21 protein-coding genes are annotated in these 24,423 nt (G+C 60.3%); 9 read left to right on the top strand and 12 right to left on the bottom strand.

All coding sequences use genetic code 11. The features are described 5' to 3' along the window. Window positions 1–72: 72 nt before the first annotated feature. The 4 genes from RDK48_RS01345 to RDK48_RS01330 all read right to left on the bottom strand — a co-directional run bounded on the left by RDK48_RS01345 (window position 73) and on the right by RDK48_RS01330 (window position 4,089). Complete coding sequence (locus RDK48_RS01345) at window positions 73–1,335, bottom strand: diguanylate cyclase (protein WP_298993918.1); 1,263 nt, start codon at window positions 1,333–1,335, stop codon at window positions 73–75. 369 nt (window positions 1,336–1,704) lie between these two features. Then, complete coding sequence (locus tag RDK48_RS01340) at window positions 1,705–2,049, bottom strand: hypothetical protein (RefSeq protein WP_298993860.1); 345 nt, start codon at window positions 2,047–2,049, stop codon at window positions 1,705–1,707. Next, window positions 2,046–3,491 carry a hypothetical protein gene (locus RDK48_RS01335; protein WP_298993858.1) on the bottom strand — a complete coding sequence of 482 codons (1,446 nt, stop codon included), beginning with the start codon at window positions 3,489–3,491 and terminating at the stop codon, window positions 2,046–2,048. The genes RDK48_RS01340 and RDK48_RS01335 overlap by 4 nt, the downstream gene beginning before the upstream one ends. A gap of 13 nt (window positions 3,492–3,504) precedes the next feature. Beyond that, window positions 3,505–4,089 (bottom strand): hypothetical protein, encoded by a 585-nt coding sequence (locus RDK48_RS01330; RefSeq protein ID WP_298993856.1) that lies wholly within the window; start codon window positions 4,087–4,089, stop codon window positions 3,505–3,507. Between the two features lie 238 nt (window positions 4,090–4,327). On the opposite strand from RDK48_RS01330, the gene serS reads away from it, so the two are divergent. After that, window positions 4,328–5,602, top strand: coding sequence for a serine--tRNA ligase (serS, locus tag RDK48_RS01325; RefSeq protein WP_298993854.1), 1,275 nt, complete (start codon window positions 4,328–4,330; stop codon window positions 5,600–5,602). Window positions 5,603–5,682: 80 nt separating this feature from the next. On the opposite strand, the gene RDK48_RS01320 is transcribed toward serS, so the two are convergent. The 5 genes from RDK48_RS01320 to RDK48_RS01300 form a co-directional block, all read right to left on the bottom strand. Further along, window positions 5,683–6,171: a hypothetical protein gene (locus RDK48_RS01320; protein ID WP_298993852.1), complete on the bottom strand. Its 489-nt coding sequence runs from the start codon at window positions 6,169–6,171 to the stop codon at window positions 5,683–5,685. 89 nt (window positions 6,172–6,260) lie between these two features. After that, entirely contained in the window at window positions 6,261–7,052 is a 792-nt protein-coding gene (locus tag RDK48_RS01315; RefSeq protein ID WP_298993850.1) for a DUF4198 domain-containing protein, read from the bottom strand. Window positions 7,053–7,191: 139 nt separating this feature from the next. Then, the gene (locus tag RDK48_RS01310) at window positions 7,192–7,833 is read right to left on the bottom strand and encodes a class II aldolase/adducin family protein (RefSeq protein WP_298993848.1); all 642 of its coding nucleotides are present in this window, start codon (window positions 7,831–7,833) and stop codon (window positions 7,192–7,194) included. Between the two features lie 33 nt (window positions 7,834–7,866). Next, the gene (gene thiL, locus RDK48_RS01305; RefSeq protein WP_298993846.1) at window positions 7,867–8,934 is read right to left on the bottom strand and encodes a thiamine-phosphate kinase; all 1,068 of its coding nucleotides are present in this window, start codon (window positions 8,932–8,934) and stop codon (window positions 7,867–7,869) included. A 1-nt stretch (window position 8,935) separates the two neighbouring features. Further along, on the bottom strand, window positions 8,936–11,266 hold the full coding sequence (locus RDK48_RS01300) for an ATP-dependent helicase (protein ID WP_298993844.1): 2,331 nt from the start codon (window positions 11,264–11,266) through the stop codon (window positions 8,936–8,938). Window positions 11,267–11,382: 116 nt separating this feature from the next. On the opposite strand from RDK48_RS01300, the gene RDK48_RS01295 reads away from it, so the two are divergent. The 5 genes from RDK48_RS01295 to panB all read left to right on the top strand — a co-directional run bounded on the left by RDK48_RS01295 (window position 11,383) and on the right by panB (window position 16,077). Continuing rightward, a complete protein-coding gene (locus tag RDK48_RS01295) occupies window positions 11,383–12,639 on the top strand; it encodes a multidrug effflux MFS transporter (protein ID WP_298993842.1) in 1,257 nt (418 codons plus the stop codon). Window positions 12,640–12,772: 133 nt separating this feature from the next. Further along, window positions 12,773–13,540, top strand: a complete 768-nt coding sequence (locus tag RDK48_RS01290) for a class I SAM-dependent methyltransferase (RefSeq protein ID WP_298993840.1) — start codon at window positions 12,773–12,775, stop codon at window positions 13,538–13,540. Between the two features lie 10 nt (window positions 13,541–13,550). Beyond that, window positions 13,551–14,087 (top strand): hypothetical protein, encoded by a 537-nt coding sequence (locus RDK48_RS01285; protein WP_192112599.1) that lies wholly within the window; start codon window positions 13,551–13,553, stop codon window positions 14,085–14,087. A gap of 272 nt (window positions 14,088–14,359) precedes the next feature. Further along, window positions 14,360–15,247, top strand: a complete 888-nt coding sequence (speB, locus tag RDK48_RS01280) for an agmatinase (RefSeq protein ID WP_192112600.1) — start codon at window positions 14,360–14,362, stop codon at window positions 15,245–15,247. After that, window positions 15,244–16,077, top strand: a complete 834-nt coding sequence (gene panB / locus RDK48_RS01275; RefSeq protein ID WP_298993837.1) for a 3-methyl-2-oxobutanoate hydroxymethyltransferase — start codon at window positions 15,244–15,246, stop codon at window positions 16,075–16,077. The genes speB and panB overlap by 4 nt, the downstream gene beginning before the upstream one ends. A gap of 76 nt (window positions 16,078–16,153) precedes the next feature. Here panB and RDK48_RS01270 read toward each other — a convergent pair whose 3' ends face one another. Both RDK48_RS01270 and RDK48_RS01265 read right to left on the bottom strand, forming a co-directional pair. Beyond that, entirely contained in the window at window positions 16,154–19,390 is a 3,237-nt protein-coding gene (locus RDK48_RS01270; RefSeq protein WP_298993835.1) for a DEAD/DEAH box helicase, read from the bottom strand. 11 nt (window positions 19,391–19,401) lie between these two features. Further along, window positions 19,402–20,139 (bottom strand): DapH/DapD/GlmU-related protein, encoded by a 738-nt coding sequence (locus RDK48_RS01265; protein WP_298993833.1) that lies wholly within the window; start codon window positions 20,137–20,139, stop codon window positions 19,402–19,404. Between the two features lie 211 nt (window positions 20,140–20,350). Here RDK48_RS01265 and RDK48_RS01260 point away from each other — a divergent pair, with 211 nt between their 5' ends. Further along, the gene (locus RDK48_RS01260; RefSeq protein ID WP_022658880.1) at window positions 20,351–20,602 is read left to right on the top strand and encodes a FeoA family protein; all 252 of its coding nucleotides are present in this window, start codon (window positions 20,351–20,353) and stop codon (window positions 20,600–20,602) included. Window positions 20,603–20,699: 97 nt separating this feature from the next. On the opposite strand, the gene RDK48_RS01255 is transcribed toward RDK48_RS01260, so the two are convergent. Beyond that, window positions 20,700–21,650, bottom strand: coding sequence for a LysR family transcriptional regulator (locus RDK48_RS01255; protein ID WP_298993830.1), 951 nt, complete (start codon window positions 21,648–21,650; stop codon window positions 20,700–20,702). A gap of 133 nt (window positions 21,651–21,783) precedes the next feature. Here RDK48_RS01255 and RDK48_RS01250 point away from each other — a divergent pair, with 133 nt between their 5' ends. Beyond that, entirely contained in the window at window positions 21,784–23,166 is a 1,383-nt protein-coding gene (locus tag RDK48_RS01250; RefSeq protein ID WP_308587769.1) for an MFS transporter, read from the top strand. 22 nt (window positions 23,167–23,188) lie between these two features. Then, on the top strand, window positions 23,189–24,382 hold the full coding sequence (locus RDK48_RS01245; protein ID WP_298993826.1) for a mandelate racemase/muconate lactonizing enzyme family protein: 1,194 nt from the start codon (window positions 23,189–23,191) through the stop codon (window positions 24,380–24,382). Window positions 24,383–24,423: the final 41 nt, after the last annotated feature.

Below are 24,423 nucleotides of genomic sequence, written 5' to 3'. Positions count from 1 at the left end.
AACGCGCTTTTATCAAGCTTGCCTTAACCATAAAGCCCCGCCGGATAAACCAGCGGGGCTTTTTTTGCAGCGTTAATCGCTTTCAGCAATGCTGCATGCGGCTGAGGCGACCTTGTTGCGCCCGCTGTTTTTAGCTACGTACAGGGCTTTGTCCGCTACTCTGATGAGTTTTTCGCAGGCCGTGTGTCCTGACTGGGCGCAGGCTGCATCGAGCGCCGCAACGCCTATGCTGATGGTCACATGCCCAAGGGCGCTTTGGCAGTGGGGGATGCGCAGTGCGCTGATGGCTTCGCGCACGCGCTCGGCAACCATTGTGGCGCTTTCCTTGCCTGTCTGGGGCATGATGATGGCGAATTCTTCGCCGCCGTAGCGGAACAGTGCATCACCAGGCCTGAAAAGCGCGCCGCTCATGGCCTTTGCCGCACGGGCAAGGCAGTCGTCCCCAGCAAGGTGCCCATAGGCATCGTTGTATAGCTTGAATTTGTCCACATCGACCATGCCAACGCACATCTCGCCGCCTTCCCGCGCAAGGCGCGCCACTTCCCTTTGCAGGGATTCATCAAAATGGCGGCGGTTGAACACGCCTGTCAGGTAATCCTTGAGATTCATCTCTTCCAGTTGGCGATTGGCGGCCTCCAGCCGGCGCTCCAGCCCCTTGCGCAGACTTATGTCGCGCAGCGACACACAGATGGACCGGATCTCGCCGCAGGCATCGGGCAGGGCGTAGATGGACATGACATAGTCCTTGCTGTCCCAGATGATCTCCTGCTCGGCAATGGCTTCGCCAGAAGGGAGTATCCTGAAAGCCTCGTCCACCACGTCAACGAAAGGAATGCCCACTTCAAGAATGTGGGAACGCACCAGAGCGTTGGCGGGCTTGTTCGCAATAATGGCGTACTGCGCGTTGACCGCCAGCAGCTGCCCATCCCTGTTGACGATGCAGAGCGCCATGAAATCATGCGCAAACACCTCCTCAAAAATGGGCGCGAAATCTCCGCGCATATCTACAGAGCCTATGTTGTGTTCTTCGCCCTCAAAGCCAAGAAGTGCGCCGCTGGCACTGTACAGGGGCCTTATGTTCAGGCTGGTAACCGTGTGTGTGCCTCTGGGACACACATAGCGCACGGTACAGCCTGTGAGCGCCATGGTTTCGGCAGAAGCAAGGGCGCGGCGGAGCATGGCGGCGTCATCCGGGTGCATGCAGTGAGCCAGAGATTTGCCCGCGAGTGACCCCACTGGCAATTCCAGCAATCGCTCCTTTGCCGCATCCACATGGCCATAGACCAGATCAGGGTCAACGCCCCAGCAAAATGATTCCTTGGTGTTTTTTTGCATCGACACGGTTCCCCCTCCCTTGCCGCCCTGCCTGGTTCAGGGGCATTGTCCCTGCTGCGCGGAACTGCGGCAAAGACTCTGTCGATTTCAACGCCAGAATATATAGAAGGGAACCATTTCGCCAGAGATTTCGGACAGAAAGGCGAGTGCCAAAGAAATATCGAAGATGCCAAATATCCGGCGGGCACAATGGTTGTGATTATGGGAGCAAAGGGAGGGCGCAAACAAAAAAATATGAAAACCATAATTCTTTGGCGCGGAAATTCGAGAGCAAAATGTGATTAAATCACATTTTAGAATAGCGGCGCAAGCGCGGGATGCCTCTGCGCAATATGACGAAATTCAGGCAGGCAGGGCAAAATTCTGAAATCAATGGCCGGAGTAATCCAGAACATTGTTCAGCGGAGCGCTGTGGCTTTCAATACGTCCGCAGTTGAAGGAGTGGCGATTAAGCCGCCAGCCCTCCATATCAAGCACGTCGAGCTTTCCCTTATGTTCCGGGCATATATGTTTCTCAAGTGCCGCCAGTACTTCATCTACGGGAAAGTACATGCCTTCAAAGGAAATGCGGGCCATATCGCCGTCACGCTCAAGAACAGGCACGTCATCTTCATCCGGCATGGCACCGGCGCAGGCCTGTTTCAGGGCCGCGTAAAAATCATCGTTTACAGGATACACATGCCCGTAAACCTTAAGCAGAGGGGATCGGCTCATGGTTTTTCGGCCGTGTCGCCAGCCTTGACGGGCAGTTGGGGCGTGACGGCATCAACAGCGGGCTGGCCTCCCTCTTGCCTTGAAGGTGTAAGGCACATCTGCTGCCCACGGGCGGCGGCAAGGCCTTCGCAGTCGCCCAGAGCGCAGGCGGCGGCCAGATCATCGCACATGCCGGATTCGTTGCTGCGCAGCATGCGCAACGCGCCGCGCGCCCGCAAAAGCCGGACTTTATCTGAAGTGTGGGGAAATTCATCCGTTGTTGCTTCCAGCACGGCGCTCAGGTCATCTTCGGCAAGGGCCAGTTGCTGCAAGCGCCAGTGGGCAAGTGCGCGGATGTACCGCGCGCGCCCAAGGCCGGGGGCAAGTTCCAGTGCGGCAGTGCAGGAAGTGATACTGCGCTGCGGCATGCCCGCCTGCAAAAGAGCCTCGCTCAGAAGTAGCTGGGTTGCGGCGCTCTGCGGCAGATTGACGGCAGATTTTTCAAGGACTGCCAGAGATTCTGCCGAGGTCAGCCAACCCTCGGGCGAAAGGCGCAAGGTATCCAGAGCCGCAATGGCAGCGGCAAGTGTGTCTGCCAAGGCGTCAGCTTTCTGCCTCGCCTGCTGTTGCGCCGTCTCCCGTGCAATGCCCTCGGGGGTCGGCATGGGAGGGTGCTGGGTCAACTGCCCCGGCAGTGTCGCCTTGGCAATATACCATGTACCGCCAGAACCCGGGGACGCATCGCCGGAGCCGCCCGCTCCAGGCAAGGCATCGGCGGCGGCGACCTCCTGAGCGACCTGCCGGGCGTTTGCCGTTGCGGCCATCAGGTCTGCCAGCAGCAAACGCCGCACTTTCAGGGCATCAGGATTGCGCAGTAGCCGCAGCAGTGTTTCCGCCGCGTCGGGCCGGGCCAGCAAGGTGACTGTGATGCTTTGCGCGCCGGAATCCCCACCAGCGACTGCATGGTCAACCTCTGTCAGCGGGGTGTACAGTTCTGCGGCCAGCGCCGTGTATTCGTTGAAATCGGTGATGCCCATGCGGATGTCGCGTCTGTTGGGCAGGGCTGCTGCGGCAGTGTGCAGGGTATCCAGAAGGGCGGCGGCTTCCGCGCACAGCCTTTGGGCATGCGGGGGCAGTGGAGCGGCGGGGCAGTGTGCGCTGCGAAGAACGGGCGATGGCAGGGGGAGGGGGCCTGGTCTGGAAGCAGATGGGCCGTTTTCCAAAGGCGAGAGCGGATCAGGCGCGGGAGACGAGGGGCTGGCGCTTTCGGCTTGGTTGTTGTCAGCCGTATTGCCGTTGGTACCCTTACCCGCCGTTGCTGGTTTGTCAGCGGCAGAGACTGCCGTCGGAGGGCCGGGCGCGTGTTCTGCTGCGCATGCCGCACCGCCGGTCAGCAGGACCGGCGGCAGGGCAAAAGTTCCCAGCAGTGCCGCCAGGGGCAAGCTGGAAAACAATGTACGCAAGGCCCGCATGGGCTTATTTTTTTGCCTCGATGGTCTGGACAATCTTGTGCGCCATGGGCTTGACCAGGTCGCGCAGAGTTTCCAGCATCAGGTTGTCGGCAGCGCTCCCTGAGGGCAGGCCGGTGCGCGACTGTGACGCGTTGAGCGATTCACGCAGGATGCGCGCCTGCCGGTTGGCAAGCACGTAGTTTGCGCGCAGCGATGTGGACATGTCGGTGGTGGACGTTTCGCGGATATTGGCTTCATCGACCTGGCCAGTAACCATAAAGTCGGGGTTGCCCTTGCGCGCTTCGTTCACGCTGATGGAATAGGAAACCTGCATGCCGTTGCGCGCAAGTTCATCGGCCAGAGCCTTGCTGATCCACTGGGCGACATTGTCGGTGGTGACAAACGCGCTGCTGTCGCGGCGGGTGCCGATGACGGTCTGATCCATGCGTTTGTCTTCAAACATCACAACGGTCACACGGGGTGCGTTGGGAGAAGGAAGCACCGAAGCGTCCAGAGCGGGCGGCGGCAAGAGTCGAACATTGTTGCTCGGCCCGCAGGCTGCAAGCAACGCCAGCAGGGATATACAAAGAACAATGCGTAAATGTTTCATGACGGCCTCACGTAACTTGTATAGAAAATCTCCAGAATACTCGTTACTACGTATACGCAAAATTTGCCTTTTGCAAGGTTTGCAGGTCTGCCTGCCCCGGATTGTCAGATACAGGCCGCATGCAGCCGCCTTGCAGGCAGCGGCCCAGCATGCTACAGCCTGTCTGTTGCGCTCCCCATCCTCATGTGGAGCAGATTCTGCTATATCCCGCGCGGTGCGCGTTTTTTCAGGAGCGGCTATGATTGACCTCAAACTGGTGCAAAAACAGCCCGAAGTGCTGGCCAAGGCTTTGACCGACAGGCATTCGGATCTGGATGTTAATGAATTTCTGGCGCTGGACGCCCGCCGCCGCGCCCTGCTGACCGAGGTGGAAACCCTCAAGAGCCGCCGCAACGCGGCCTCTGCCGAAGTGGCCGCCAAAAAACGTGCTGGCGAAGATGCCACGGCCCTGCTGGCCGAAATGAGCGGCGTTTCTGACCGCATCAAGGAGCTGGACGTTGAAACCGCCCAGGCCAAGGCCGATGTGGAAACCTGGCTCATGCGCGTACCCAACCTGCCTGACGCCGCCGTGCCAGTGGGCAAGGACGAATCGGAAAACGTGGAGGTGCGCCGCTGGGGCACGCCGCGCGAATTTGATTTTGAGCCGCGCGAGCATGGCGATCTGGGCGTGGCCCTTGGCGGGCTTGATTTTGAGCGCGCCGCCCGCCTGACTGGCAGCCGCTTTGTGGTGTCCCTGAACTGGGGCGCACGCCTTGAGCGCGCACTGGTGAACTTTTTTCTTGATCAGCACACAGTGGCTGAAGACTATATTGAGGTCTGCCCACCCTACATGGTCAACCGCGCCAGCATGACTGGCACGGGCCAGTTGCCCAAGTTTGAGGAAGACCTGTTCAAGCTGCGCGAGTGGGAATACTACCTGATCCCCACTGCCGAAGTGCCGCTGACCAACCTGCACGCTGGCGAAGTGCTGGACGAGGCCGATCTGCCCCGCGCCTACTGCGCGGCCACGCCCTGCTTCCGCTCTGAGGCGGGCAGCGCGGGCAAGGATACGCGCGGCCTTATCCGCATGCACCAGTTTACCAAGGTAGAGATGGTGCGTTTCGCCCATCCTGACGACAGCTTCAACCAGCTTGAGATCATGCGCGGTCATGCCTGCAACCTGCTGGAAATGCTAGAACTGCCCTACCGCGTCATCACGCTCTGCACGGGCGACATTGGCTTCAGCTCCGCCAAGACCTATGATGTGGAAGTGTGGCTGCCCACGCAAAAGACCTTCCGCGAAATTTCGTCCTGCTCCAATTGCACGGATTTTCAGGCCCGCCGGGCTGATATCCGCTTCAAGCCCAAGGGCGGCAAGGCCATGTTTTTGCACACGCTCAACGGCTCCGGCCTGCCCACGGGCCGCACCATTGCCGCCATCCTTGAAAACTGTCAGCAAAAGGACGGCAGCCTTGTGCTGCCCAAGGTGCTGGTTCCCTACATGGGTGGCAGGGAAGTTATCGAGCCGAAATAAACGCTTATTGCCAGATCTAAAAACGGGTGCTTCCATCAGGAGGCACCCGTTTTTTTGCGGTCAAAAATAATTTGGAGCAGTCAGGCCGTAAGTTTTTTTCTGCGGCGCAGCACGGCAGCCGCCAGCGCCATGTTCGCAATGAGGCTCAGGCCCAGCAGAATGCGCAAGGGCATGGCAAAGCCGCCCGGCCCCGCATCGTGCCCGCTGTCTGCGGCTGCGGAACCCTGAGCTGCGCTGATTTCCACCGGGTGTTCAACCCTGTGGCCCATGTTGTCGGCCATGATGATGCGCCAGCGGCCCGGCGCATCAGGCATGAAGGCAAATCGCCCCTGCGCGTCCGTGCGGCCATTCTGAAATTCCACCTTGTCGTCTGCGGGGCTGTACACCTCCACCTTGGCATAGGTGGGCTGCTCACCGCTGGAGTAGGCAAACTGCACAAGCACCACGCCGTCGTGCCGGGTATCTGCCGCATACAGAGCATGGGCCGAAACCTGAGCCGAAGCGCCTGCCAGAAGCAGCGCAGCCGCAAGGCAGATGGCGGCGTAGCGCCTCAAAAGAAAAATGCGCATATAACTTCCTTGCCTCAAACAGATGTGGGGAATGCGATCAGGCGGGAGAAAGCGAACCTTCCCCCGCCTACCTGCGTGTGGATATGGGGCTACTTTACGGGGAACACATAGGTGGCGCGCAGATGGTGCTCGTCAGCGTCCGCGCCGGGGGTCTTTTCCACCACAGTGGTGCGCAGCATCCACAGGGCGGGCTTGTCTATGGTAAAGGAGGCCTTGCCCTGCGCATCGGTCTGAGCCTTGGATTTGTAAGTGTCCTGCTCCTTGCTGAAGGCATCGTGGGTCAGGCCCACAGTGGCATTGGGCACGGGCTTGCCGCGCAGCAGCACCTGCACGTTCAAGGGGCTGCCGGGCTTGATGTCTGCGGGATTGCTCAGCAGCACAAGTTCCAGATCCTGGCCAAGAGCCTTGCCGAACAGGGTATCCTTGCTGGCGGGATTGAGCAGAGTCTTGGCGAATTTTTCATACTTGCCGGAAGATTTGACCTTCATGCCCTTGGCTTCAAGGGCGGCACGGCTGCCTTCCATTTCACCCTGCGTTGTTTCGCACCATATCTGGGGCAGGCGGTGGCCCACCAACATGGCGGGGCCATTCTGCGCGAGGGTGAAGTCGCCCACCAGCGCAACAAGCGCCTTGTCTTCCACAAGGGCGATGTCGGTTTTTTTGTCGCCCTGCAAGAGGTACAGATGCACGTTGGCGGGATTTTCGGCTTCTTCGCTGACCATGAACACATGGGCTGCCTGCGCCTGCATGCGGGTTTTCTGACCGGCGGCAGGGGTTGCCGTGTCGGGCTTGAGGATGAATTCGTGGGCCAGGGCGGCAGTGCTGGAAATCATGAGACCCATAAGGGCCAGAGCAGCGCAGAAGTGCGAACGGATATGCATGGTGGAGGGCTCCTTTGATTTGTGTTACGAAATTTTATTGAATGCTACAATAGCGCATATGTTTTTGCAAGTTGTAACACTAAAAGAAACAAAAAAGCCCGCCAAAAGCGGGCTGAAAGGTGCGGCTGCAATGCCTGCGCTAAACCGTGGCAAGTATCTGCAGCGCGGCCAGATGCTCCAGTTCTTCAGCCAGACACAGGGCTTCGGCCAGGGTACGCCCAAGGCAGCACAGGCCATGCCCGGCCATCCACACGGCATCCTTGCCGCTGGCAGCCAGAGCTACGGCCTCTGCCAGCTCGGTGGTGCCGGGGGGCAGGGCCGGGGCAAAGCCCAGCTTGGCACGCCACACTTCGGCTTCAAAGAGGGGCAGGCGCAAAAAGTCCTCCTGTCTGCCCGCCAGCCGCAGGCTCAAAGCAAGCAGGCGGCGAGGGTGGGTGTGCAGGATGGCATTACAGTCCGGGAGGGCGCGATAGATGGCAAGGTGCATGCCCGATTCAGTGGACGCTGGCCCGCCTGACACGGTTGCGCCAGTGGCGATGTCCATAAGGCAACAGTCGGCGGCGGTCAGCCTGCCCTTGGCAGCGCCGCTGCGCGTGACGCAGACAAGCCCTGGTGCGTTGCTGCCAAGTCTGCGGCTGGCGTTGCCGTTGCAGCCGGACAGCAGGCCCTGCTTCCATGCATCGCGGCAGACAGCGCGGAATTCTTCAACCATTTGAGAAGAAATGGAAGGTTGATCTTCTGAAAGCGGCGCGGATGCTGACCGCTGCGAGATGGTGCTCATGCGGGGTTTCCTTTGTTTTGCCATGCGCGCAGGTCAGGCCTCCTGCCCTTTGTGCTCAAAGTGGTCAAAGCCGCGCATGTCCGCCAGAGTGTCCAGCGGTTCGTTGTTGCACACAAGACCGCCGCCAGCGGTCACAACGCCGATGCTTGTAAGGCGCGGTATGGCCGCATGCAGGGGGGGCAGCATGTCGGGCGCGCACGAACCAAGCAGGGCGTAATCCTCGCCGCCAAGCAGGGCTTCGTGTACGGGATTTTTGCCATGGGCTTCGGCATAGCTCACTACTTCGGGGTGCAGTTGCCCACGGGCCAGCATAATTTCCGCCCCCAAGCTGCCGCGCGAGACCTGACCCGCAGCGCTCAACTCGCCCGTAAGGCCAAGCAACCGGGGCAGATCGCGCATGATGCCGTCAGAAACATCCATGAGCGCAGGCGGTCGGGCATTGAATCCTGCCCGCGCCAGCATGAGGCCAGCGTCCACCTGCGGCTCGGGGTGCAGGTGCGCCGCGCAGGCGGCGGGCCACTGCGCCAGGGCCGCGCGGCCCTGAGCTTCAAGAGCTTTGAGCCCCGCGCGGGCAAGGCCCAGACGTCCCACTACAAAGAGCACATCGCCGGGCATGCTGCCACCGCGCACAAGAAAGGTGCCGGGGTCGGCGGGTTCGCCCCACACTGTCACAGAAATATGCAGACGCTCACAGCCGGAAAGATCGCCTCCGGCCAGCACCATGTTGTGTTGCTTGGCAAGACCGGCCATGCCGGAGAAAAACGCGTCCAGCCACGGTTCGTCCACCCAGCCGGGCAGGCCGAGGCAGAGGGTAAAGGCCGCGGGCCGCGCCCCGCAGGCCGCAAGATCGCTCACATTGACGGCCAGCGCCTTGTAGCCTGTTTCTTCAGGGGTAAAATACGAGCGGCGAAAATGCACGTCTTCCAGAAAAAGGTCGCTGCTCACAGCAAGGGGCTTGCCGCCGCGCAGCACGGCGCAATCGTCGCCCCTGCCCAGCAGCAGGGAAGGCCCGGTCTGCGGAAAATGTCTGCCAAGACAGGCCAGAATGCCGTCTTCAGAAAGAGAGCCATGAGAAACAGGGGATGCGTGGGGCGGAACCATATCAGCTCTCCAGAATCAGATATTCGCTCAGAATGACCTTGAGGCCAAAGCCAGGGAAATTCACCTGCACCTTGTCCGGCGGCAGATGGCGTACGATCTTGCCGCGGCCGAAAATACGGTGGCGGCAGTAGCACAGTTCGCCATCGCCTGCGGCCTGCGGCCTTGAGTTCCCATGAGCCGCCGCAGGGGCGGACACGGGATTCGCAACGGGAAGGGCCTGCCCAGCCGGGCCTCTCGCTGACGCGCAGCCCGGCGCATCGTCTGGCGCAAGCTGGCAGTCGTCATAGACATCGTGGCTTGTCGGGCGCTGCGGACGCGGCAAAAGCCCGCCCGAAAATCCCTGCGCCCCACCAGGCCCGCCAGCTGAAGGCACGGCGGTTTTGCGCCCAAAGCCCACGCCGCCAACGCTGCGACGCGAAAGCACGCCGCCGAAGCCTTCAATCCATTCTTCCACCATGCCGGGCGCAAGCTCGCGCACAAAGGGACTCTGGCTCACGTGCTGACTGCCGCGCTCCGCCCTGTTGTAGAGCGAGGCCGGGGCGTAAAGGTCAAGGCACTGTCGCGCGCGGGTGCAGGCCACGTACATGAGGCGGCGTTCTTCTTCAAAATCTTCTGGCCGCGCGAGAGCGTGGCGCGAGGGAAAGCGGTCTTCCACCAGATCAATGATCAGAACGGCGTTCCACTCCAGCCCCTTGGCCGAATGTACGGTGGAAAGGGTGATCTTGCCTTCATTGCTGTCGGCGTCATCGTCTTCCGGCGCTTCAAGGGCCAGATCTGCCACAAAGAGATCCAGCTCACTGTAACCGGAGGCCATCTGGATGATTTCTTCCAGCCCCTGCTGGCGGCGGGGCCAGTCTTCCGGGTAGAGGGCCTCGAGGCGGGGGCGGTAATGTTCAAGAACTGATGATAGCGCGCCCGAGGGCGGCATGGGCCGGGCGCGCAGGTCGTCCACAAAGCGCATGTCTTCCAGAAAACCCGGATACTTGGCAAAGGCTTTTTCTGTGGATTTCTGATCGCCGCTGCGGGCCACGGCATAGAGTTTTTCCACCGTCTTGGGGCCAATGCCGCTGTGCTGGGCCGCCACACGGGCAAAGGCGGGCAGGTCGAGCGGGTTGAGCAGCAGGCGCGCGTAGGCAATAACATCCTTGACGTGGGCGGCCTCGGTATAGCGCAGCCCGCCGTATTTACGAAAGGCAATGCCCGCCTGATTGAGGGCCATTTCCAGATTGTAGGAATGGAAGCCAGCGCGGAAAAGCACCGCGATTTCGTGCGGCAGATGGGTCGCCAGCAGTTCTTCAACCCGGCGCACCACCAGCTTGGCCTGACTCATGTCGCTGAGCGGCGTCACAAGTCGTACCGGGTCGCCGCCTTCCTTGCGCGTGAACAGGTTTTTGCGGAAGGATTCCGCAGCGTGGGAGAGCAGGTTGTTGGCCACATCCAGCACTGGCTTGGTGGAGCGGTAGTTTTCTTCCAGCCGAACCACGCGCGCGCCGGGAAAAAGCGTGGGAAAGTCCAATATGTTGCGCACGTTGGCACCGCGAAAAGCATAGATGGACTGGGCTTCGTCGCCCACCGCCATGACGTTGCCTGGGGGACCGTCCATCGGCCCTGCCAGCAGGCGCACAATGCGGGCCTGAACCAGGTTTGTATCCTGATACTCGTCAACGAGAATATGGCTGAACCTCTGCCTCAGCGAGGCGGCTGCCAGCGGATTTTCGCGCAGCAGGGCCTCAAGCTCGAACAGCAGATCATCGTAATCCAGCAGGCCCTTGTCGCGGCGGTAGGCATTGTAGGCATCGCCCAGCCGGGCCAGGCCGTCGGCATGGGGCAGCAGATGAAAAGCCTCGCGCCGCAGCACTTCGTCCAGCGGCAGTTCCTTGTTGCGAGCCTTGCTCAGCAGCCCCACAATGCTCTGGGTTTTGGGAAACGACCTGTCGCCCTTGCCCAGTTTGAGCTGATCCTTGCAGTGCTTGACCGCCTCGTTGATGTCGGCGGAATCCATGACTGTGAAGGGTCTGTCGCCAAGCCACGCGGGCTTCCAGCGCCGGAGCGCCCCAAAGCCAAAGGCGTGGAAGGTGCCGCCCTGCACGCCTGCAAGCCCCTGATTGAGCAACAGCCCCGCGCGGTGCAGCATTTCATGCGCGGCCTTGCGGGTAAAGGTGAGCAGGAGCATGGCGTCAGGTTCAACGCCGTGTTCTGCCAGCCATGCCAGACGGTAGACGATGGTGCGGGTTTTGCCGCTGCCTGCGCCTGCCACAACCAGCACCGGGCCGTCGCCGCAGGTGGCTGCCTCGTACTGGGCTTCGTTAAGGGCTTGAGCGTAATCAATCATAGGCGCAGGGTAGCATAAGGCGGCAGCGCATACCAGAGCCGCGCAGGGGCATTCCCCGCCCTTGACTTTGCCCGCGCCCGTCCCGAATATCGCGCAAAGAAAAAAAAAGGACAAACATGCGCATTACGGAAAATGATTATATTGTGGGTGCCGGCGCAAAGCTGCCACGCCGCCGCAGGCTGTTTCTGGCGCTTTTGCTGGGCATGATGGCCGCCTTTGGCCCGCTGTGTACCGATACCTATCTGCCAAGTCTGCCCGCGCTGGCGGCAGACCTTAACATTTCCACGGCAACAACCCAGTTGACCATCACGGCCTGTCTGCTGGGCATGGCCCTCGGGCAATTGTTTGTGGGACCCATTTCAGATTCCACAGGGCGGCGCAAGCCGTTGTTCGTGGCATTGATCTTCTTTACGCTGGCTTCCATATGCTGCGCAGCGGCAAAAACGGGCAACAGCTTTATTGCCCTGCGTTTTGCGCAGGGACTTGGCGGGGCAGGGGGCATTGTGCTGGCCCGCGCCATGGCCTGCGATCTGTTCCGCGGGCCGGAGCTGACCAACTTCATGAGCCTGCTCATGGCGGTCAACGGCATTGCCCCCATTACCGGGCCGCTTCTGGGTGGGTGGCTGGCATCCCTGAGCGGTTGGCCCCTGATTTTTTATTTTCTGACGGGCTTTGGGGTACTGCTGATCGTGCTGAGCGCCGCAGGCCTGCCCGAAACCCTGCCGGAAACCATGCGCCGCGAGGGCGGCTTGCGCGCCTCATGGAAGGCCATGGGCGAGCTTTTGCGGCAAAAGCCCTTCATGTGTTATGTGGGCGTGCAGGGTTTCACCATGGGCGGATTTTTCGGTTACGTGGCGGCTTCGCCTTTTGTGTTGCAGGGCATGTACGGCATCTCGCCGCAGGGCTATAGCGTCATTTTTGGCTGCAACGCCTTGAGCGTCATGTTTGTTGCCCTTGCCACGGCCCGGCTGTCGCGCCGCTTTGGCGAAGCACGTTTGCTGCAACTCGGCAACACGTTGCGCTGCGCGGCCTGCCTTGGCGTGCTGGCCGTGACGGTGATAGCGCCAGCCTCGCCCTTGCCGCTGCTCGTGGGACTGTTTTTCATGATCGCCCTTCAGGGCATGACGCTTCCCACCAGCTTTACCCTTGGCATCAGCGCGCAAAATGTGGGCGCGGGAACGGCCTCGGGCATTCTGGGCGTGGCGGTCTTTATTTTTGGCGCGTGCACCTCGCCCCTTGTGGGGCTGGCCGGGGGCGATACCGCCGTGCCGCTGGGGCTGGTGAGCGCCTGCACTGGGCTTGCCGCCGCAGTACTCGGGCAAGTGGGCAACCGCGCAATGCAAAGGCGCGCATTGCGGGAAAAGCAGGCCTGAGCACGATCATTTCTGGCGGGGAACGGGCGGCATTGTTGCTGCAAATCAGCTCGCCGCATTGACGCGCTGTAGTCTGATGTTTACAACAAGTGGCGCTTGCGCTTTTTTTCGCCGCGCAGGGAGAACCGGATTCATGGATTGGGATGCCCGTCTTTATGACCAGAACCACGATTTTGTGGCGGCCTATGGTGAAAACCTGCTGAGCCTGCTGCCCGATGGCCTGGGTTTTATCGTTGACGTTGGCTGCGGCACTGGTGCGCTGACAGAAGCTCTGGCCGCCAGAGCCGCCCGCGTGGTGGGCATTGACGCCTCGCCCGACATGATCGTGCAGGCCCGGATGCGCTTGCCGCAGGTGGAATTTCTGGTAATGGACGCCTGCGACATGCCGTGGAACGGCTGCGTGGACGCGCTGTTTTCCAACGCCGCGCTGCACTGGATAGAAGATCAGGAGCGCCTGACCGCCGCCATGGCGCGGGCGCTACGCCCCGGCGGCCTTCTGGTGTGCGAATTTGGCGCGCAGGGCAATATCGGGCGTATCCGCGCTGCCTTTGGGGCGGCCTTTCAGGCCGTGCTGGCAGGGGAAGGCATTGGCCCGGCGTATCTGAACAGCGAGCGTTTTTATTTCCCCTCGGCGCAGGAATATGCGGCCATGCTGACCCGGCACGGGTTTTCCGTGCGGCTGGCGGAAGAATACGACAGGCCCACCCCTCTCAAGGGCGGGGAAGAAGGCCTTGCCCGCTGGATGGCCCAGTTTTTTGCCCAGGATCTGGATTGCGTGGCCCCAGAGGCTCAGGAAAAAGTTTTTGCCGCCGTGGCGGATGCCCTGCGCGCATCCATGTGGAATAACGGCGGTTGGATTGCTGATTATCGGCGGCTGCGGGTCGTGGCCGTAAAACACTAAGGGAGTCCCCATGCCCGAAGCTCAAGAACAATTTCAGAATGGCGTTGCCAAGGTTCTGGAAGCCGTCATGTTCGAGAACTGGCTGCGTTTTTATTTCATCTCTGAAAAACCCGAAGCCCCTGCCGCTGCGGACGGCCAGCCCGCGCTGTTCATCGCCGTGCCAGTCAAGGCCATGGAGCGCATCAGCGAGATGTTCCCCCGTCTGCTGCCCCTGGCAGAAGACATGAACGGTCAGGAAGTGACCTTTGAAACCTCCCGCCGCGCGGTCTGTAATTTCGTTCTGGCCCATGTGGACGGTCAGGTCATGCCCCGCGATACTGCGGCCATGATTTTTGAGAGCGCCACCTTCCAGGTGCAGATGCAGCTTTTCAACGCCTGGGTGCAGATGCACGAAGCGCAGCTTGACCGCAACTTTGTGGATTTTGGCGGCTGGCAGAAACTCTTTGACGAATGGCGCAATACGCCCGCCGCGCGCGAACTGGCCGAAAAGCTTTCCCTTTCTTTGCAGGGGGCGGCTGTTGCGCCGGGCAAGGACACTGTGCAGTAGTCTGTGCAAGAAAATATTTTGTACAGTTTTGCGCCTTCCAGGCAGGGCGCAGGCACGTGGGGTTAAACATTTTTAACGCGCCCAGTGAGAGGCTGAAAAAAATTACCAATAAAAAGCAGCGTGTTATATGATTATTCGCATGCTGCTTTTTGTGGCACGGCCATTGCAGCTTGGAAAGTACCTTCCTTTCTTTTGCTGACAGTCTCCTCCAACCGAAACGGCCTGCCTCCCCAAGCGGGCCGTTTTTTTATGTCAAATCACGGCAGGATCACATGCAAGACAAGTTTCTGGCTTCTGAATATCCCCAGTCTGCACCGGAGCAGGCAGGGTTTCACATTATCCCCGTTCCTCTGGAGCAGAGTGTTTCTTATGGCGGCGGCACGGTCAAAGGCCCGCAAGCCCTGCTTGCCGCATCCCACCAGCTTGAAGCCTGGGAATGCGGATTCGCACCGGGCGAGTCAGGTTTTTTTACCGCTCAGGCCGTGGACTGCGCTGGCCCCATAACCGACACGCTTGACCGCATAGAGGCCGCTGTGGCCCATGCCATTGCCTGCGAGGCGGTGCCTGTGGTGCTGGGCGGCGAACATACCGTAACGCTTGGGGCCTTGCGGGCACTTGCCCGGCAGGCGGAAAAAACGGGTGAACCCTTTGGCGTTGTGCAGTTTGACGCCCACGCCGACCTGCGGCCCCAGTATGAGGGCAGCCCCTTTTCACACGCCAGCGTCATGTACCGCGCCGTGGCCGACCTCGGCCTGCCGCTCACGCAGTTTGCCGTGCGTGATTTCTGCCGGGAAGAAGCCGAGATCCGCAAGAAGTTCAACGTCACTCATTACGACGCCTACTTCCTTGCCCGCGTGGGCCTGCCGGAGCTGCCCCTGCCAGAGGATTTCCCCAAAAATATTTACATAACTTTTGATGTGGACGGGCTTGATTCGTCCATCATGCCAGCCACGGGAACGCCCTCGCCCGGCGGCATCAACTGGCGCGAAGCTCAGTACATGCTGGAACGCTGCGTGGCGGGCCGCCGCGTGGTGGGTCTGGACGTGGTGGAGCTGGCCCCCATCGAGGGCCTGCACCATGCGGACTTTACGGCTGCCAAGCTTACCCACCTCATCATGGGTCTGGCCCACGATGCCAACCAGAAGGAGGCTCAGTCATGAAGAACACCATAGTGACCTTCCGCGAGGCCAAAGGGCAGGAAAAGCTCGTCATGCTGACGGCTTATGACTACAGCACCGCACGGGTCATGGACATGGCCGGGGTGGATGCCCTGCTTGTGGGCGATTCGCTGGGTATGGTCATGCTGGGCTATCCCGACACGCTTTCCGTCACGGTGGACGACATGGTGCGCCACTGCGCCGCCGTGGCACGCGGTGCGCAAAAAGCCCTTGTGGTCTGCGACATGCCCTTTATGAGCTACCACGTTTCAGTGGAAGACACCGTGCGCAACGCCGGACGGCTCATGACAGAAGGCCGCGCCCAGGCGGTCAAGCTTGAAGGCGGCGCGGAATTTGCCGCAGAAGTGCGGGCGCTGACGCGGGCTTCCATTCCCGTCATGGGGCATCTTGGCCTCACGCCGCAATCGGTGAATGCTTTTGGCGGGTTCAAGGTGCAGGGCAAAAGCATGGCCGCAGCCCAAAAGCTGCTGGACGATGCCCGCGTCCTGCAAGAAGCTGGGGCTTTCGCCCTGGTGCTGGAATGCGTGCCCGCGCCTCTGGCAGAGCGCGTGACGCAGGCCCTGTCCATCCCGGTTATCGGCATCGGCGCTGGCGCTGGCTGCGATGGGCAGGTGCTGGTGTGGCAGGATATGACGGGCATGACCCTGAGCCACCTGCCGCGCTTCGTCAAACGCTTTGGCGAAGTGGGCGCGAGCCTGCGCTCAGCGGTGGAGGCCTATGCGCGTGAAGTGCGCGCAGGCGCTTTTCCCGGTGAGGATCACGTCTACCCTCTGCCGGAAGGTATGGAAAAGACATTGAAAAAGTTGAAATAACGCTGCCGCGGCACAGATATTTGAAAGCAAGACGCCCGCTATCGCGGGCGTCTTGCTTTTTCCGACTAAGGCGATCTCAGCGCCGGTGAAAATCCACAGGAACGCGCACGCGGGAGCCAGCCTTGTTGCTGAACAGCAAAAAGCCCTGCTCCAGACCGTGCAGATAGAGGCGGCGGGTGATGTCCACATCCTTGCGGCAATACGTGGCGATATCTTCCAGCCTTCCTTCCTTCCACCATTGCAGGGCTTGCAGACCGTCGGCGCTCTTGGGTTCGCCCAGGGTGGCCTGCCCCAGATTGTCCAGTGGAAGGCGGTAATTCAGGCGTTCGTACACGCGCTGCAAAAGATCAAGGCTGGGCAGCTTGTGCAGATCAAAGGGCGCAAAGGACGAGAGCACGGCGTAGTCAAAGCGCAGGCTGTTGAAGCCGACCACAAGGTCGCTCGCGTGCAGGCGCTCGAACAGGGCGGGCAGTTCCTCCTGCTGGTAGGAGAAATAGTCGTCCGCCTTGCTGTCATAGGCCACGGCAATGCTCACGCCCATGCGGTCGGCCCGGTTCCAGCCGCCCACCTCGGCGGCGGAGCGCCGGGTTTCCACGTCAAAGACCACAAAATTTTTGGGCGGCGGCACGGGAACGTACGTCAACAGGCCTGCGGCATCAAAAGTAGTTGTTCCTTGTGCGCCCGGGGTGCTGCTGGTCGCGCCCTGTGGCGCAGGGGCGCTGCCTCCGGGGCCGGATTGCGCAAGCCCGTTAGCGCCAAACAGACTGTTCTGGTTGTCTGGCGCGGAGTGCTTTTTGCTCATGGATTGTTCCTCCATTGCAGTATGCGCGGCTTCGGGCTGGCTGCCGTCATTGATGAAATCCAGGGCCGAAACCGCAGGCCGGGGTGCTGCCGCCAGGGCAGAGGCGGCGTCCAGCGATTCCATATCCAGCCTGTCAGGGGCGGGGCTGATGCGCAGGTCGCGACACAGGGCCTCGCCTTCCGTGCCGGGGGCCAGCATTTCGCGCAGCAGTTCCAGCGCGCCGATTTTGCTGATGGGCCTGTTGCCGGAGCCGCACTTGGGCGAATGCACACAGGAGGGGCAGCCGTCCTCGCAGGGGCAGGCGGCAACAGCCTTGAAGGTGGCTTCCAGCAGGCCCCGCGCATCGGGAAAGGCCTGACGGGTCAGGCCCGCCCCACCCGGTAGGCCGTCATAAATGAACACGCCAGACAGCCCGGTCTGGGCATGCAGCGGTGTGGAAATGCCGCCAAAGTCATTGCGGTCGGCCATGATAAGCAGGGGCAGCAGGCCGATGGCCGCGTGCTCGAGTGCGTGGATGGAGCCCATGTAGTGCAGAAAACGTTCTTCCAGCGAGGCACGGATGCTGTCTGGTATGACGTACCACAGGCCCTCGGTTTCAAAAACCTGCGGCGGCGCGGCAAGCGGCGTGATGGTGAGCAGGCGGTTGCCAGATGTAGAACGCTTCTCATAACCGGTCACGGTATCGGTGATGCGCAGGCGGCCACGGCAGACAAGCACGCGGCCCAAGGATGCGCGCTCGACTTCTTCAAGAATATCCGTACTTTTTTGCCCGCGTGTGCGCGTAAACCACGAAACTTTGGTCGCCTTGGCCACAATGCGGGCGCGGGCCGGGTCCATCTCTTCAATCACATAGCTGCGGCCCCGGTGCAGGTAAACAGCGCCGGGGTGCGTCTCCTGCCATGCGCGAAAGCCATCCACAGAGCCGATGATCTGACCGTCCTGATCTTCAATGCTGAAGGTCTGGCCCGTGCCGCGCAAATCCACATGCCGCTGGGGCCGCTTGCGGGCGGCCAGCAGTTGGGTGCCATCCGCCGATTGCAGCAACAGCCCCTTGGCGTTGAGCGCGCGGGCGGCGGCGCGTGCTGCGGGGCTTGCCAGCATGGCTTCTCCGGGTGTGAGGGGCATTTCTGCCGCCGCGCACTCCAGATGGCGGGTCAGAATGACCTCGTTGTCAGGATTGACTACGGCCTTTTCCGCAGGGCGGCTGAAAAAATCTTCGGGATTGCGGGCAAAATACTGATCCAGCGCATCCTCGCCCGCCACCACGATAACGGCGGATTCCTGCTGCGCGCGGCCCACGCGCCCCCCACGTTGCAAGGTAGCCATGACAGTGCCGGGGTAGCCCACAAGGATGCACACGTCCAGCCCGCCAATGTCTATGCCAAGTTCCAGCGCGCTGGTGCTGACCACGGCCAGCAGCTCGCCAGAGGCCATGCGGGCCTCGATGCCGCGCCGTTCTTCTGGCAGAAAGCCCGCGCGATAGGCGGAAATTCGCTCGGAAAATGCGCCCGATTGCCCGGCCCACAGGCTGATGAGTTCTGTCATGCGCCGCGAGCGGCAGTAGACTATGGTGCGCAGGTTGCGGGCCAGCGCCGCTTTGAGCAGGTCAATGGCGGCTGTGGCAGGGCTTTGCTCCGGATTGAGAAAAACAAAGTGCCGTGGGCCCTGCGGCGCGCCGGACTGGTCAATAACCACTGGCGCATCCGCTGTGCGGGCGGCAGAAGCAGAGGAAGGAACCGGAGATGGGGAATCTGTGGCAAGGACAGGCGCTGCGGCGGGCGCATCCGTGCCGGTCAGCGCTGCCGCCAGCTCGCCGGGATTGCCCACAGTGGCCGTACACAGCACATAGACGGGCCGTGCGCCGTAGCGCCCGGCAATGCGGTTGAGCCGCCGGAATACCTGGGCCATGTGCGCCCCAAACACGCCCCGGTAGGTGTGGGCTTCGTCCACAACCACATGGCTCAGGCCTGCCAGAAATTCCGCCCACTGCTCGTGGTGGGGCAGAATGCCGAGATGCAGCATCTCGGGATTGCTGATAAGCACCGTGGGCGGATTGCGCCGGATTTTGCGGCGAAAATGGTCGGTGGTGTCGCCGTCATACAGGGCGGCTGTGGGGCGGGCCTCCTTGGGCCAGCCCTCCACCAGTGCATTGAACGCGCCAAGCTGATCCTGCGCCAGAGCCTTGAGCGGGAAGAGATACAGGGCGCGGGCGTCACGGTCGCGCAGGTAGCGGTCGAGCACGGGCAGGTTGTAGATAAGGCTTTTGCCGCTGGCCGTGGGCGTGGCCGCAACAATGGAATGCCCGGCGCGGATGTGGTCTGTGGCAAGGGCCTGATGGCTGTACAGCCCGTTGATGCCGCGCTGCTCCAGGGCACGGCTGATGGCTGCGGGCCAGGGCAGGTGCGTGGGCGCGTAGCATGGTTCCACTGGCGGAAAGAGCTTGTGGCACGTGACCTGCGCGCCCAGCTTTTCTGACGCCAGCAGCGCCGCAATATATTCCCCCACAGACACCGTGCAGCGACCTATTCCGCAGTACCGGGCTGCTGCGCGCTCTCGCCGGGCTTAAGGCTGCGCAGCACGCGGGCGGGCGAGCCTGCGGCAAGGCAGAAGGGCGGCACATCGCGCGTGACCACGCTACCCGCGCCGATGATGGCCCCCTCGCCAATGGTTACGCCCTTGAGGATAAGGCAGTTCATGCCAATCCACACGTAGTCGCCAATGGTTACCGGACGGTCGCCTTCCATGCCGGGTTCGGTGGCGCGGGCTTCCGGCGGCCAGTGGGCGTGAAAGTCGGAATCCACCACAATACAGTTGGGGCCGACCATGACCTGACGCCCAAGGCGTATGACCTTGGAGCGCGCGGTGATGGACGTGCCGCTCAGCTGGCAGCCGGGGCCGATTTCAATGCTGGCGCCGGGGCCGAAGGTGCGCAGGCGCACGGGATGGGCCAGAGCCGCAGCCGTGGCCCGCCGCCATGAAGAAATAAGGCTTGCGCCTGCGCCTATGCTCATGCGGCTGCCCGGCCAGCGCAACAGGCCCACAGGCCCGTGGGCTGACACGCCAGCACCCACCTGCACGCCCAACGCAAGGGCCTTGAGCCGCAGACGCAGGGTGCCCCAGAACGCGCCGTTGACGCGCATGATCTGCAAACACAGGTAGCTTATGACGTTGGAGGGGGTGAGGCCCCGCTCCAGAACTTTTTTCAGGATGCTCATGGCTTGTCCGTTGTTGACGTGTGCCGGAAAGGGCGTGGAGGGCATCCGCCACTCCCGCTGCAAGGCATCATGCCAGAGTCGGGCCATATGGTCGAGTGGAGCGGCTGGGGCCTGTCGCGCGAGGTGCCGAGTGTGGCGCAACCACTGCAGATTGCTGTGGTCATATTTTCTTGACGCTGGGCAGGATGATCGTTAAATTGAAAATGAATGTTATTTTTAAAATGGGCGACTTTTTTAAAAGATGCCCGGAGGCGCAATGGATTCAGTTATTCCTCTCACGTCCCTCAAGGTGGGCGAGGTAGCGCGTATTGTCAGCATCAATGCCAGGGGCGAGCTTGCGCGGCGCATCCGCGACATGGGGTTGGGTTCAGGCATGCCTGTTTCTGTGGTGGGCTATGCGCCCCTGCGCGACCCTCTGGCCTTGCGCTGCGCGGAAGTAACCATTGCCCTGCGCCGCAGGGAGGCCGGGGCCATCATGGTGCAGCCCGCTGCTGCGGCAAACAATTAGCGCACTTCCTTCAGGCTTGTCTGATGGATGCGTTCAGACGCTCTGCTTTTCAGCAGGGCGTTTTTTTATGCTGCAAAGGCAGGCCAGCCGCCTGTGATCAGGCGTCTCTGCGTGTACTGAGCGGCGGTGCCAGTTCGGCAACAGTGGCTGAATCCAGTGTATTGGGATCGTGATCTTTCACAAACTGCGTGGCAAAATCCACAAAGGTGGCGGCAGCATCCGAGAGTTTGCGGGCAGCAGGCAGGTACATCTGCATTTCCCGGTACAGTACCGGGTCGTGCAGGAGGGTAGCCACAAGGCCATAGCCCCGTGCCAGCATCAGTGAAAAGCGCCCCGCGAGCGCAACGCCGCACCCTGCTGCTGCCAAGGCAAAGGCCGTCGGCATCTGATTGACCACATGCCCGATGGAAAACGGCGGCTGTGTCCCCACATCCGCAGCGATATAGCCCACGGATTCTCTCCCCACTGCAACCACCGGAACCTTCTTTACCTCGCCCCAGGTGCTGTGCCTTCCTGCCAGCGGGTGATCCGGGCGTGAGAGCATGCTCACAGGGGTGGTAAAAAAATGGCGGGCGATAATGTCTGTTTCTGTCAGGCGGGCCGGGCCAAAACCGACTTCTGCATCCCCTTGCTGTATGCTCGATTGCACCATAGCCATGGGCTGATCCACCAGCTCGACCCGTATGGCGGGTTGGGCTCTCTTGAAATGTGCGAGTAGCAGCGGCAGCAGTGTGCAGGCAATGAGGGGGGCGCCCACAACGCGCACCCTGCCCGCGCGCAGGCTGCTGAGATCTGCGGCGTATTTTTCCATAAGCAAAAATTCGTGAAAGGCCTTCTGGGCCAGCGTGTACATCTCTCGCCCGTCGGGGGAAAGTGAGACGAAGCGCGATGTGCGGTCAAAAAGCGGCACGCCGACCTGCGCCTCAAGATCCTTGATGAGGTTGCTCACGGCACTTTGGGTAATGTGCAAGGAAGCCCCGGCAGCAGTGAAGCTACGAAGGTTTGCAACCGTCAGAAATGCCTCAATTTGCCGCAGCGTCAATTGCATGAGTTTTCCCTTTCATTTAGCACTTTCGATAACTTTATCTTATTAATCCACAAATAAAAACAATTTTACCAATCTGGATTTGCGCAGCATAGTCGTGACAATGGAAATTCCATATGGGAAGTACCGGTAGCTCATGGTGGAAATTGAAAGACTATTAACTCTGTGTATGATCACAGCAAATGCGCATTGCAGGGTCATAAAAACGTCAGGAAGGAATACTATGGGTGAAAAAATCGTTTCTTCTGTGAATGAAACGAAAGAAACAGGCGAAGTGCAAACAAAAAAACGATTTATAATCGTATTTTGTCTGTTTATCGGGATATTCATAGCATATCTTGACCGTGTGAACGTTTCTGTTCTGGCCGCCAACGATCCCTTTCTGCTCGAAATGGGCATCAAGGGTGCGCCAGTGCAAATCGGCATGATGATGTCTGTTTTTCTGGCGGCATACGGTGTGGCCAACGTGCTGCTGGCTCCCATAGGCGACTACCTGGGGCCGCGCAAATCCATGATGCTTTGTATTGGCCTTTGGACGGCCTCTCTGTTCCTGGGCGGCGTTGCCTCTACGTTTGCGATCATCATCGTCAGCCGGATTATGCTTGGTGTTGGCGAGGGCATGTACTACCCGCTGCAAAGCGTTTTTGTAAAAAACTGGTTCCCCCGGCATGAACGCGGGCGGGCCAACGCCGCCTGGGTTGTCGGGCAATCTGTCGCACCAGCTCTGGCCATGCCGTTTTTTGCTTATCTTATTGGAAACTACGGCTGGAGAGCCAACTTCCATTTCTGCCTCGTGGTGGGCTTGATCCCTTTGTACCTTTTGTGGCGTCATACGGCGGATACCCCGAGGCAGCATAAAAGCATCAACAAAGCTGAACTGGCCCATATTGAAGCAGGACAGGAAGTTACGGCTTCCAAGGAAGTTGCGTTGCCTCTGGGGCAGCGTCTCAAGGGATTCATCGGCAATTACCGGTACTGGCTTTTGGTCTTTTGGTATTTGTGCCTCCAATGCATGTACTGGGGCCTGATAACCTGGTTGCCGAGCTACCTTAAAACAGCCAGAGGGTTCAGCTGGAGCGAAATGGGCTGGCTGGCGTCACTGCCCTTTGTGCTTTCCATTATTTTTAAGGTGTCGTGCGGATTTTTGACGGACAAGATAGGCAGAAGCGCGCCAATTCTTATGGCAGCCATGTTCTTTGCCGGTTGTTGTGTTTATCTGGGGGCAGTCGCCGAGCAGAAATACCTCTCGGCCGTATTGCTGTCTCTGGCTGTGGCATTCTGCACCATGGGAACGCCGGTGGCCTGGACGTTGCTGCAGGGGCTGATTCCCGGCTCGTCCATGTCCACGGCGTCAGGCATAATGAATGGCCTTGCCAACGGGTTTGCATCGCTTGCGCCCGCCATGATCGGATTTTTCATAAGCACTACCGGCCAGTACAGCAGCGGTCTGCTTTGCCTTGTGTTCACAGGGGCGGCGGCGACCATTGCGGCAGGTATTCTTGCGGCCAAGCGTTATTAGCGGCACAGTTTACAGGAGAATAATGATGAAGATTACGAGCATTGATATTATTGATGTGGCCAATGACTTCAGTTCCGCTACTAGCAAATGGCGCCCTGTTGTTGTGAAAGTTAATACGGATGAAGGCATCAGCGGCTTCGGTGAAGTGGGCCTTGCTTACGGCGTGGGCGCTTCTGGCGGGTTTGGCATGGCGAAAGATCTGGGCCAGATACTCATTGGCATGGATCCCATGTGCAACGAAGCAATCTGGGAAAAGATGCTGCGCAAGACATTTTGGGGGCAGGGCGGCGGCGGTATTTTTTCCGCTGCCATGAGCGGCCTTGACCTTGCCATGTGGGACATCAAGGGTAAGGCGCTTGGCGTCCCCGTTTATCAGCTACTTGGCGGTAAGACTCGCAGCAAGATACGAGCTTATGCCAGCCAGTTGCAGTTTGGCTGGGGGGCCGGGCAGGACAAAGCCATGCTTGTTGATCCCGAGGCCTATGCCGAAACTGCGCTTATAGCCCAGGAAGAAGGCTATGATGCCCTTAAGGTGGACGTACTTGCCATGGACGGGCAGGGCAACTGGAACCAGCAGGATCTTTCAGGCGTGCTGCCCGACAAGATACTGCGCAGGGGCTATGACCGTCTTGCAGCCATGCGTAAGGCGGTTGGGCCGGATATGGATATCATTGTTGAAATGCACTCCTTTACGTCCACCACTGCGGCCATCCAGTTTGGCCGCATGATCGCGGAACTTGGCGTGTTGTACTACGAAGAACCCGTCATGCCTCTGAACCCCAAGCAGATGAAGAAGGTTGCGGACAATGTGCCGATTCCCATCGCTGCTGGCGAGCGCATTTACTGGCGCTGGGGTTACCGTCCCTTCCTTGAAGAGGGTTCGCTGAGTGTCATCCAGCCTGATATCTGCACCTGCGGTGGCCTCACAGAGGTAAAGAAAATTTGCGACATGGCCCACGTCTATGATGTGACCGTGCAGATTCATGTGTGCGGCGGCCCCATCTCGACAGCTGCGGCCCTGCACATGGAGGCGGCTATTCCCAACTTCATGATCCATGAGCTGCACCGCTACGCACTGCTTGAGCCCAACACCAGAACCTGCGTGCACAACTACATGCCTGAAAAGGGAATGTACTCCGTGCCCGAGCTGCCCGGTCTGGGCCAGGAACTGACGCCGGAAACTATTGCGGCTTCAACGGTTGTAACGGTGAAGTAAGTTATACTTTCTGTCAGAACAGCGAATATAAGCCGTCCGGA

It is taken from the genome of uncultured Desulfovibrio sp. (genome assembly GCF_902477725.1).
Classification (GTDB): domain Bacteria; phylum Desulfobacterota; class Desulfovibrionia; order Desulfovibrionales; family Desulfovibrionaceae; genus Desulfovibrio.
Note: the sequence above shows the minus strand (reverse complement) of the source record. Positions and strands in the feature narration are given on the sequence as shown.

Bases quoted from the DNA above. Each gene is read 5' to 3' on its own strand.
- panB (WP_298993837.1), top strand. From the start codon at position 15,244: ATGAAGAACACCATAGTGACCTTCCGCGAGGCCAAAGGGCAGGAAAAG.
- RDK48_RS01295 (WP_298993842.1), top strand. From the start codon at position 11,383: ATGCGCATTACGGAAAATGATTATATTGTGGGTGCCGGCGCAAAGCTG.
- RDK48_RS01265 (WP_298993833.1), bottom strand. From the start codon at position 20,139: ATGCCCTCCACGCCCTTTCCGGCACACGTCAACAACGGACAAGCCATG.
- RDK48_RS01315 (WP_298993850.1), bottom strand. From the start codon at position 7,052: ATGCATATCCGTTCGCACTTCTGCGCTGCTCTGGCCCTTATGGGTCTC.
- RDK48_RS01340 (WP_298993860.1), bottom strand. From the start codon at position 2,049: ATGAGCCGATCCCCTCTGCTTAAGGTTTACGGGCATGTGTATCCTGTA.
- RDK48_RS01260 (WP_022658880.1), top strand. From the start codon at position 20,351: ATGGATTCAGTTATTCCTCTCACGTCCCTCAAGGTGGGCGAGGTAGCG.
- speB (WP_192112600.1), top strand. From the start codon at position 14,360: ATGCAAGACAAGTTTCTGGCTTCTGAATATCCCCAGTCTGCACCGGAG.
- RDK48_RS01310 (WP_298993848.1), bottom strand. From the start codon at position 7,833: ATGAGCACCATCTCGCAGCGGTCAGCATCCGCGCCGCTTTCAGAAGAT.
- serS (WP_298993854.1), top strand. From the start codon at position 4,328: ATGATTGACCTCAAACTGGTGCAAAAACAGCCCGAAGTGCTGGCCAAG.
- RDK48_RS01255 (WP_298993830.1), bottom strand. From the start codon at position 21,650: ATGCAATTGACGCTGCGGCAAATTGAGGCATTTCTGACGGTTGCAAAC.
- thiL (WP_298993846.1), bottom strand. From the start codon at position 8,934: ATGGTTCCGCCCCACGCATCCCCTGTTTCTCATGGCTCTCTTTCTGAA.
- RDK48_RS01245 (WP_298993826.1), top strand. From the start codon at position 23,189: ATGATGAAGATTACGAGCATTGATATTATTGATGTGGCCAATGACTTC.
- RDK48_RS01250 (WP_308587769.1), top strand. From the start codon at position 21,784: ATGGTGGAAATTGAAAGACTATTAACTCTGTGTATGATCACAGCAAAT.
- RDK48_RS01285 (WP_192112599.1), top strand. From the start codon at position 13,551: ATGCCCGAAGCTCAAGAACAATTTCAGAATGGCGTTGCCAAGGTTCTG.
- RDK48_RS01320 (WP_298993852.1), bottom strand. From the start codon at position 6,171: ATGCGCATTTTTCTTTTGAGGCGCTACGCCGCCATCTGCCTTGCGGCT.
- RDK48_RS01300 (WP_298993844.1), bottom strand. From the start codon at position 11,266: ATGATTGATTACGCTCAAGCCCTTAACGAAGCCCAGTACGAGGCAGCC.
- RDK48_RS01330 (WP_298993856.1), bottom strand. From the start codon at position 4,089: ATGAAACATTTACGCATTGTTCTTTGTATATCCCTGCTGGCGTTGCTT.
- RDK48_RS01290 (WP_298993840.1), top strand. From the start codon at position 12,773: ATGGATTGGGATGCCCGTCTTTATGACCAGAACCACGATTTTGTGGCG.
- RDK48_RS01345 (WP_298993918.1), bottom strand. From the start codon at position 1,335: ATGCAAAAAAACACCAAGGAATCATTTTGCTGGGGCGTTGACCCTGAT.